Here is an 8,945-nt window from a genome sequence, read left to right on the forward strand (position 1 = left end):
ACGATTACTCCTCGGGACGAGGTGGATTGGATTGAGATGGGGTTACAGGTTCACCTTCAGGAAATAACCAGTTAGTGATCTGTGCTTTGAGCTTTTCAGCTTCATTGTTCGTGATATCTTTTCCGAGCTGATCCAGTGGCGTTAAATTAAGCTGAACCGTATAAATATCGCCCCCTTCAATAGGCGGTAAATTCTCTAACCGTCGAACATCATTTCGGCTCATCCAGCCATTTTGTAACGCTGTTGTGTAATAAGCTGAACGTCCTGCACTGTCTGCTCGTAATAAGCCCTCAACAGAAAATTCCGCATAATAATCTTCATCACTGTCGAGTAAACAACGATTAATTTCTTGCTCAATATTGACCAATAAGGGACGTAGTGTATTAGTCAAAAACTGCATATTCATCCCTTCCACACTGGATGCCCAACTACTTTGCTTATCGGCATGCCCCACCATAAAAGGTGGAACGCGAAACCAACGGCAAATTTCCTCAATGCTAAATCCGCGACTTTGTAATAATTGCGCAGTTTCAGGGTTCATGGTGACATTTTGATAAGACAAATCCGCTTCGAGGATCATCACCTTTCCAGCATTTTTTGAGCCGGTAAACGTCATTAAATGCTTTCTTAGGCGTTCTCGTTGATCGGCTTTCAAAGCATTCTTTGACGTTAATAATCCACTGGTTTGTAACCCATTTTCAAACACTTTTCCGGCTGCTTCATCCGTCGATAACGCGGTACCAATCACATCACGCCCAATCTGGATCGGTATCATTCCGCACACACCGTCCATACCAAACCCTCGAATATGCATCATATTTTTAACGGGAATAACCCGTTTATTCGATTTAGGCGTGGTATAGGTATATTCCAACTGCCCATTTTCCAATCGTTTCACCGTCATGTTTTGAGGTAATAACGGTTGAAGTGAAACCAACTTTTTCCCGATATAACATTTTTCAATAAACGCATTTCCTCTTAAACATAAGCTGGCAACAACCATCAACATAAAGCGAGAAGGCGTCATTTCTGCATTGGGTTTTCGACATAAGACGGTGTAAGCGGGATGATGTTTCGCCAGTTCGCGCGAGCCATCCGCCTTCGTTTGATAGATTTTCAATGGCAATGTCGAAATAGATTCACTGAGTAACCGAACGCAAGACCATACCGCAGACAGCTGTAATGCATTATCTGCGGTGACCACCTTGCCACTGCTACTCTTTCCAATCCATTCTTCCCAAAAGGCGCCATCAGTTAAACTAATGGGTATCCCCATCCAATTGAGGATCGCCGATTTTATTCGGCTCTTTTTTTTCATGTTACGCATTTAGATCCCCACAATAATTGGGTTATCAAAGAAACCATCAATATCCCCTTCATCCTCGAATTCCCCTTCAGAAACCCCAATCGCCATTGCTGATGCCACCACACCATCAATTCGACCGGTGCTTTTTTTCTTGGCAAAGACGCGGTTATCTTTTTGGTCAGCCTCAAGCACAGCGGATGCGGCATTCCATCTCAAACAAGGATTGGCGTGGATCTCAATCTTATTGTCATCAATGAGCTCTTCAAACAGTTCGATAGAGTGTGGCATCCATAGCCCAGAATCTTTGGCTTTGTAAAATCCTTGTCCATGTTGGATTAAGGGAACCGTCACCCCCACCTCATCCAGTTTGGGTACAAGGTATTTAATGCGATAAGGGTCAAAGGCAATGGCTCTCATGTTGACGTACATCGCCATCTCAGCAATGCGTTCTGCCACAAATTCATACCTCACCGCATTCCCTAGAGTGGTATGCATAAAGCCTTGCCTTACCCATAAGTCGTAAGGCACTCGGTCGGTTTTCGCTCTATCCAATAAGGTGTCTTTGGGTGTCCAAAATTCAACATAAAGACGTTTAAGGCGAGGAAAATACAAGGCTAATGCGGTTAAATCTTTGGTTCCCGATAAGTCCAGTCCGCCATAACACTCTTCACCTTGAAGATCATCGAAGGTGAACGTGTTTTCACACTGCATCCATGTTTCACTGTTAATCCACGGATTATCGGCATCCACCCACTGACAAAAATTAAGACGACGAACAATGCTTTCTTTCGCGGGCATACCTCGAGCTTGTGTCACTTGTTCACGTAAGTAGCGTTCAGAAAAGGTGTAGCCCAATGACGGATTGGCTTTCCCCCAGCAAGACTCATCCTTAAAGGGATCATCGTCTTCATCCAGTGAGCAAATATAGGAAAAGAAGCTGTCGTCTTCGATAGTACCTTCGGCGACTTTTCGACCGTATTCATGGTAGTCATAACACACACTGGTTTTATCATGGCCACTGTTGGTGATCATAAATATCAAGGCTTGCCGCCGACCTTTTGTACCCGCTCGCATCATCTCGACGACGGTATTATTTTTGTGTTCATGAATTTCATCAATCAGCGCACAATGGGGACGAGGCCCTGATTGCCCATCATCCGAACTAATCGGACGAAAGAATGAACTCGTTTTCAAATAAGCCAAGTTCCACTCTTTGCCTGTTCCGCCTGATTTGGTGATCCGCTGACTTAATGCGGGAGATTGATCAACCATCGCCACCGCATCACGAAACAAAACCATGGCTTGGTCTTTTTTCGTGGCCGCCGCATACACTTCGGCACGCGGTTCACTGTCGGCGACTAAACAATACAACCCAACGCCACCTGCCATCGGGGATTTTCCTGAACCTTTGCCTGATTCAACGTACACCATGCGAAATCGGCGTGTACCGTCAGTCATTTTCCAGCCAAAAATGGAGCCAATCACAAAACATTGCCAAGGCAATAAAATAAACGGTTTTCCTTCATGCTCCCCGCCATTGAGCTTTAAGACTTTCGCGAAAAAGTCGATCACTCTTTTGACAGCTTCAACATCCCAGACTAATCCCCGTTGCTTGGCTTCGTTTAAATCTTTGAGATGACGCGCACATGCATGGCGAATATCAGGCCCCGCTAAGATTTTGCCTTGATGCACGTCTTGCGCGTATTGCGTTGCGGGATCAACCGAAATATTGGTTGAGCGGATCTTCCTCTTCTTCTCCACCATCCATCTTCACCTTCGAACGAGCGGCGGGGGTTAAACCAAACTCGACTAAATAACTTTTAAAGCGGCGATCTGCATCGGCCAACATGGCTACGGCAGGATTCGCTTTAATTAAAAAATCCCCTAATTGCGTTTTTGTGGTGTATGTCCGACCTTCAATGGCAATGGTGTCTCGCAATTGAAGAATATCAGCGTAGATATCACACAGCCGTTCTAATGCCAGCGTGTCAGCCACAGTTAAAACGCCCATTCCATCGAGTAGTAAGGTTAATTTTGCCCACGCCATTTTCCCCCAATCCGTTAAATGTTCGGGTGGGCTTGGAATTTCACGTTTGGGTTGGGGTTCTTTATCGTTGAGTTTTCGTTTTCCCGGATTACCGGTGACCACCTTCAAGTGGGTCGGTTTCGGGCGTCTTCCTGCCATCGGAACCTCCCAGAAAAAAACTTTTCATTTCGCGGTTGTGCACACAAATGAGGGCGCTAGGTAATCAGGGCGAAAGTGTCTGAACTTTTACCCCGCCCCCACCCTGTATTCATTGTGTTATTGATGCCAATGAGAATTGGGATCGAGTGGAATACCATCCGCATTACAGCCAATGACTTTGCCACTCTTTTCGATACGTTGTTTGGTCGAGTTATGATGCAGTTCGCATAAGCTTTGAAAGTTATTTTTATCCCAGAATAAAGCTTGGGCTTTTGCGATACGTTCTTTATCACCTGATTCAAGCGCTTCTTTAAGACGATGCGGAATAATGTGGTCAACTACTGTGGCCGCAGTAATGCGCCCTTGCTCTTGGCACATGACACAGAGCGGATGTTCATTAAGAAACGCTAATCGTACCTTTGCCCAGCGACCACCATAGACATTGCGTTTTTTCATGTTTTGTTTCTGACAACATCAGCTTCTATTGATGATTGCTTATTGCAGGTAATAATTCCTTTGAATATAACGTCACTAGACGTACTAAAACCTAAAGAATTATCGCTACTAATAACATAATGTTCATAATCAGCCTTATCCGCCCATTGATTATGAGTAGTTGCTAGTGTGATGATAGTTTGATTTATTTTATGTATTTTTTTTAGCAATTTAGCTGGCTTATCAATACTATTTAAATCGATGATTTTTGTGTTTCTTGGATCTGTATAAGGAAATTGCCCTGAATGACAAATCGCTATGAATTCTTTATATAGGTTGCTTCTCTCTTCAATTAGCTGCGATATTTCTTTTTGCAAGTAAACACAATGACCTATTGCCTCATAATTAATCTGTTTGTTTGACATAATAAACTCCAATAAAAAAGCCATTAGGGCCTATTCATCGTTAGATATTAATTAAATCAATATCCTCAATTTTAAGGAACGCTATTCAATACCAGGAATATAGATTTGAGCTTCTTTAAGAATTCGTTCCCTCGCTGTTAGTAGTAACTGCTTTCTACCACCAACTCCCCAGTTAGCCATCGTTCTTGCACAGTTACTTATATTTTTAGTTTCGGTATTAATGACATGATCTAGCTTGTTCAACTTAGACATGACATCTAATCCCTTCCTCGTAGCCTCTTTAAACGTGTTGTAGACAAGGATTTCAAATTCTGGCTTTAACCAAGCTGCATATCTAATAACGACTAACTCTAAAGCCCAAGTTCCCTGGTTGAGTCCACCTTTAATCACTTTAACCGATGCACTTTTTGTTGCATCGCTTAAAGCGTGAACAAATCGCCTTACTTGACGACTTTTCAAAAATGCACCAGGCCTTTGTGATTCCGTTGCTTTACCATCCGCAACAGCGGCCGCATGAAGATCATTTAAATTATATCTACCTTCACTATCAACACGGACAGACACACCATTAATACTTACTCTTGGATATTGCATAACGTATTACCTTCATTTGAAATGAACCCTCGTTCACATAGAAAATCAGCCCGTCGAAGCTCGCCAGCTATAACTGACTTTCTCGAAGGCTCATATCAAAGTGATTGGATTCGACGTTTTTGAATTGCTCTGTGAATGAGCGATGAAATGCGTATAAAAAAAGCCACCAGCGGTTAACTGATGGCTATCCATATACGTCACTAAATAAATGACGTTTGTAGAATTAAATATATTGATGTCTCTCCATCGTCACGCCCCTTCTTCTACCTACAGCTGACGTTGCTGATAATGACCGAAAAATAACAAAACGGTGGTATTCGTTGTTTTTGACTCTCACTATGCGCTCTCTATCGAGAAATAAAATAGGTCATGGCTAACATAGGAGACGGCGACAACGCGACGCTTTCTATTTCTATTGGCATTGAAATAAGAGTAGCGGTATGATTTATAGGTATTTATTTTTCGCTTAAATTTAGCCCCACGGTAAACTCAAACTCGCAGGGTTATTTTATTTGTATTCAATAGTTAATTAAAAAAACAATTGAAAGTATTCAATTCGCTTATTTGCTTAACAAAGCGATACTGAATTAATATCACTATATTCCTCTTGAGAAGTTCTTTATTTAATTTTGTCCATGCGTGATGCTGGAACTTATTTTTCATCTCTAATGTGAGAAGCTTCACACAAATAATAAATTTAACTCATATTTCTTCTTTATATAAAAATAAGTTGAATATTTTTACTAATATTAAAAGTTACTAAAGTAAAAATTTATTTACTCTTTTATTTTATCCCATTTTATTTTTATTAATAGTGATTAGTCTAATGGACAAAATTTACATTGCATCATCTAAAATTATTTCTGTTGCTTACGATTATCAAACTAAAATGCTAGAAATCGACTGTAAACATGGAGAACAATATCGATATAAGGAAGTACCATTCAGTATTTACCAAGGTTTAATGGCATCAAATTCTAAAAAAAATTTTTTTCATGCCATGATTGAACATAAATACCCTTATAATTAAATAACCTTATAGTTAGCATTTAATATTATTATTCTTATTTTTATCACAAAAAATATCTTTTTTAAAAGAAAACAAAAACACAAATAAGAATCATTCCATCTGACTTATTAAAACTATTTAGCAAATTAATGTTAAGTATATTGTAACCACTTATTAAAATAATATTTTTGCCGCACTATAGGTATATTCACTTATAAGTGCTATCTTTATTAAGATTGATATTTTTTCGACAAATTTCAGTTTTGCCCTCGTACTCTACGTAGGGCTTTTTTTTAGTTCACACACTCCACTCTAATGTAATTCTGCAACCCTTTAATCATTTGCTCTGACTCTGCAATTCGTTCTCTGAGTAACCAATAATTTCGGATAGCGGTGTCAGTAGGTCTGGCGGTGGTTGCATAAGCCAAGCTGGTGGAGGGAGTGGTTTTGCTTTTGGGGCACTCGGCTTTGATATACACCCGCTCAGGATGACGCTCGCTAATATCACGCAACCGACTAATTTCATTCTTAGCATTCGCTAACTCCTGCGTATATTGAATATCCAGTTGGTTTAACCGCATTATGCGTGCTTGATAGTCAGTATTAATAGACTTCTGTTCTTCGAGAGCCACGGCCAGTTTTTTGTTGATATCTGTCAGTGAATTAATCCTATTAGCTTGCCAGTTAATCACCCAATAACTACCCACAATAATGCCTACCATCGCAATGACGGCATAGAGTTTTCCGTATTTCATGATTAGTACCGATGATATGAAAGTGCAATCTGACAGCGCTTTTCTAAACTAACTTGGTCTTTAGTACATGAGTTATCAATCAAGAGATAAATGCCACTAGCGACTGTAATGAGTAATGCAAGGATAAAGCTGATAATGATGATTAAAGGTTTCCATGACATAGTGCAGACTCCGCTTCTCGACGACTGACAAGCCCTCGCCAAACCTTTCCACCCGCATATACCCAACGTTTTATTTCTTCACAGGCACCCGCTCTATCACCAGCGTTTAGCTTCTTGAGTAATGTTGAGCGAGAAAATGCGGTGGCACCCACATTAAAAGCAAAGGAATATAAAGCGGCTTTAGTGTAGTCATCGAGTGGTACTTTGATTAATGTATCGACTTGCTGTTGTGTCTTAATAAAATCGTTTTGTAATAACAAATCGCATTCTTGTTGTGTGTATCTCTTACCTTGAATAATGTCTTTGCCTGTATGCCCATAACAAACCGTCAAAACACCTGCCACATCACGATAAGGTTCATAACGCACACCTTCAAAATGGGCTATCACTACTATCGCAATTGCTGTGGCTCCTGCTGTTGTTATCGCCGCTATTTTTTGTTTGAGAGACATTAAATATCCTTTGGCGCTTTCACCATTAATTCAGCAAGCCTTTTTAGGGTTTCAGTTGGGTTTTGTGGGTCAACATGACGAACAAGCTCTTCAAATAATTGAGTGCGTTTTCGTTGCTCCCGACGAGTCATAAAATAAGTGGCTAAACCAAGAAGCATGCTAAACGCCATCCCGATAACAAATCCCCATTCATATAATGAGAGGCTGGCAAAAAATGCCGTTAAGCCCGCTGTTCCATAAGTAACATTGGTTAATTTTTCCATACACATATACACCCCTACGGAGTGCCCATTAATGATTAATATAAAGAGAAATTATTAAGAGATTTTCGAGATGATTTATAAAAATATAGTAATTATTATTTATTACTGTACATATTTATAAATTTATTCATAAAATAATAAATAATATTTATGAAACGGAGTAATCAAGTGCGGTATATTATTTTATTTCTTATTTCTTTATTTTTTATAATTACTTTCATTATAATAACTAATAATGATAAAAATCAGTCAGTTAAACAAACAACTCAAATCGAGAACGATATAAATAAAAAATCAGAAAAGTGCACATTTTATTCACCAATAAAAACAAAACGACTAGCCTGGATAACACTAACTCATAAATCCCCATGCTCTTAGGTGTAAATAATCATTACCAGTGTTATTATAATGGATAATATGAATAGGCATTTTCAAATCATAATTAAATTAAATACCATCAAATTAGATAGTATTTAAATTCAGCTATATACCTTTTGTTAAAATATTATGATCCTGTTACTATCAAATCCATATGATGTTGCAAAATTAATATATTCATTCAACAAATTTGATGGCATGGTCGGTGTACGTGATAATATCCATAAATAATCTTTATCTGGCCCTACAACCAAAGAATATTGATAATTCTTATCCAATTTGATGATATTATATCCACCATAGAATGGACCAAAAAATGATACTTTTAATGCACCTTTATTAGATGAATCAACAAAATAAGCCTTACCGATACTTTCTTTCCAGCGATGTTTATTTTGACTCCAACCTCGATTAATAACCTTAACACCACCATCATCTCGTAATGAATAATTTGCGGTAACTTTCGTTAAGCCTTTTTCAAAACGATTATCTATTCTAGCGACCTCAGACCACTGCCCAAGATAACGTGATAGATCAAAATTATTAACAGGCTTAATGTCACTCGGAGGAATAACATTGCATCCAGTAAGAATAAATGAACTTAAAAAAGTGACAAAAGAACGTATCATATTTTTCTCCTATCAATAAGTTTATTATAATCCATAACGTAATCTTAAGGATTGAGGATAAGGATGAAAATATCTCTGTTTGCTCAAATAATTATCAGGATACTCGGATAGATAATGATTAATTAATGTTAAAGGTGCTAATAAAGGCTGTATTCCTTGACGGTATTCTAAAATCAATTGACTTAATGCTTGTCGCTGATTTGGTGTTAAATAGCGCTTAAAATACCCCTGTATATGCATAAGAACATTGGTATGATTACGTCGTGTTGCTTGGTGCTGTAATAATGTCATAAATCTATTTCGATATTCATCAAAAAAAGCTTCCAATGAATGCCATTCTTTATTATTAGCAA

At 38.9% G+C, this 8,945-nt stretch carries 12 protein-coding genes; all 12 read right to left on the reverse strand.

Going from position 1 to position 8,945, the window contains the following annotated elements:
- Positions 1-4: 4 nt before the first annotated feature.
- On the reverse strand, positions 5-1,327 hold the full coding sequence (locus C0T34_RS10010) for a phage portal protein (RefSeq protein WP_109850110.1): 1,323 nt from the start codon (positions 1,325-1,327) through the stop codon (positions 5-7).
- A complete protein-coding gene (locus C0T34_RS10015) occupies positions 1,328-3,070 on the reverse strand; it encodes a terminase TerL endonuclease subunit (protein ID WP_109850111.1) in 1,743 nt (580 codons plus the stop codon). It abuts the gene before it with no gap.
- Positions 3,024-3,491: a phage terminase small subunit P27 family gene (locus tag C0T34_RS10020; protein WP_006537822.1), complete on the reverse strand. Its 468-nt coding sequence runs from the start codon at positions 3,489-3,491 to the stop codon at positions 3,024-3,026. Before C0T34_RS10020 ends, C0T34_RS10015 begins: the two co-directional genes overlap by 47 nt.
- A gap of 117 nt (positions 3,492-3,608) precedes the next feature.
- Entirely contained in the window at positions 3,609-3,947 is a 339-nt protein-coding gene (locus C0T34_RS10025; RefSeq protein WP_036937620.1) for an HNH endonuclease signature motif containing protein, read from the reverse strand.
- Positions 3,944-4,351 (reverse strand): hypothetical protein, encoded by a 408-nt coding sequence (locus C0T34_RS10030; RefSeq protein ID WP_036976739.1) that lies wholly within the window; start codon positions 4,349-4,351, stop codon positions 3,944-3,946. The genes C0T34_RS10025 and C0T34_RS10030 overlap by 4 nt, the downstream gene beginning before the upstream one ends.
- An 81-nt stretch (positions 4,352-4,432) precedes the next feature.
- Positions 4,433-4,945, reverse strand: coding sequence for a KilA-N domain-containing protein (locus tag C0T34_RS10035; RefSeq protein ID WP_036937622.1), 513 nt, complete (start codon positions 4,943-4,945; stop codon positions 4,433-4,435).
- A gap of 1,302 nt (positions 4,946-6,247) precedes the next feature.
- On the reverse strand, positions 6,248-6,709 hold the full coding sequence (locus C0T34_RS10045) for a lysis protein (RefSeq protein ID WP_109850113.1): 462 nt from the start codon (positions 6,707-6,709) through the stop codon (positions 6,248-6,250).
- A 2-nt stretch (positions 6,710-6,711) separates the two neighbouring features.
- A complete protein-coding gene (locus C0T34_RS18220; RefSeq protein ID WP_167392482.1) occupies positions 6,712-6,870 on the reverse strand; it encodes a hypothetical protein in 159 nt (52 codons plus the stop codon).
- Positions 6,852-7,322: a lysozyme gene (locus tag C0T34_RS10050; protein ID WP_109850114.1), complete on the reverse strand. Its 471-nt coding sequence runs from the start codon at positions 7,320-7,322 to the stop codon at positions 6,852-6,854. Before C0T34_RS10050 ends, C0T34_RS18220 begins: the two co-directional genes overlap by 19 nt.
- Positions 7,322-7,591 (reverse strand): hypothetical protein, encoded by a 270-nt coding sequence (locus C0T34_RS10055; protein ID WP_109372767.1) that lies wholly within the window; start codon positions 7,589-7,591, stop codon positions 7,322-7,324. Before C0T34_RS10055 ends, C0T34_RS10050 begins: the two co-directional genes overlap by 1 nt.
- Positions 7,592-8,082: 491 nt before the next feature.
- Positions 8,083-8,592: a lipocalin family protein gene (locus C0T34_RS10065; RefSeq protein WP_109850115.1), complete on the reverse strand. Its 510-nt coding sequence runs from the start codon at positions 8,590-8,592 to the stop codon at positions 8,083-8,085.
- A gap of 24 nt (positions 8,593-8,616) precedes the next feature.
- Positions 8,617-8,945: DUF1722 domain-containing protein (locus C0T34_RS10070; RefSeq protein WP_114399061.1), on the reverse strand; the 329-nt coding region annotated here is incomplete at its 5' end.

The sequence above is a fragment of the Proteus sp. CA142267 genome (assembly GCF_003336825.1).
Taxonomy (GTDB): domain Bacteria; phylum Pseudomonadota; class Gammaproteobacteria; order Enterobacterales; family Enterobacteriaceae; genus Proteus; species Proteus terrae.

Coding starts and splice junctions, on each gene's coding strand:
- C0T34_RS10010 (WP_109850110.1), bottom strand. CDS start 1,327: ATGCGTAACATGAAAAAAAAGAGCCGAATAAAATCGGCGATCCTCAAT.
- C0T34_RS10015 (WP_109850111.1), bottom strand. CDS start 3,070: ATGGTGGAGAAGAAGAGGAAGATCCGCTCAACCAATATTTCGGTTGAT.
- C0T34_RS10020 (WP_006537822.1), bottom strand. CDS start 3,491: ATGGCAGGAAGACGCCCGAAACCGACCCACTTGAAGGTGGTCACCGGT.
- C0T34_RS10025 (WP_036937620.1), bottom strand. CDS start 3,947: ATGAAAAAACGCAATGTCTATGGTGGTCGCTGGGCAAAGGTACGATTA.
- C0T34_RS10030 (WP_036976739.1), bottom strand. CDS start 4,351: ATGTCAAACAAACAGATTAATTATGAGGCAATAGGTCATTGTGTTTAC.
- C0T34_RS10035 (WP_036937622.1), bottom strand. CDS start 4,945: ATGCAATATCCAAGAGTAAGTATTAATGGTGTGTCTGTCCGTGTTGAT.
- C0T34_RS10045 (WP_109850113.1), bottom strand. CDS start 6,709: ATGAAATACGGAAAACTCTATGCCGTCATTGCGATGGTAGGCATTATT.
- C0T34_RS18220 (WP_167392482.1), bottom strand. CDS start 6,870: ATGTCATGGAAACCTTTAATCATCATTATCAGCTTTATCCTTGCATTA.
- C0T34_RS10050 (WP_109850114.1), bottom strand. CDS start 7,322: ATGTCTCTCAAACAAAAAATAGCGGCGATAACAACAGCAGGAGCCACA.
- C0T34_RS10055 (WP_109372767.1), bottom strand. CDS start 7,591: ATGTGTATGGAAAAATTAACCAATGTTACTTATGGAACAGCGGGCTTA.
- C0T34_RS10065 (WP_109850115.1), bottom strand. CDS start 8,592: ATGATACGTTCTTTTGTCACTTTTTTAAGTTCATTTATTCTTACTGGA.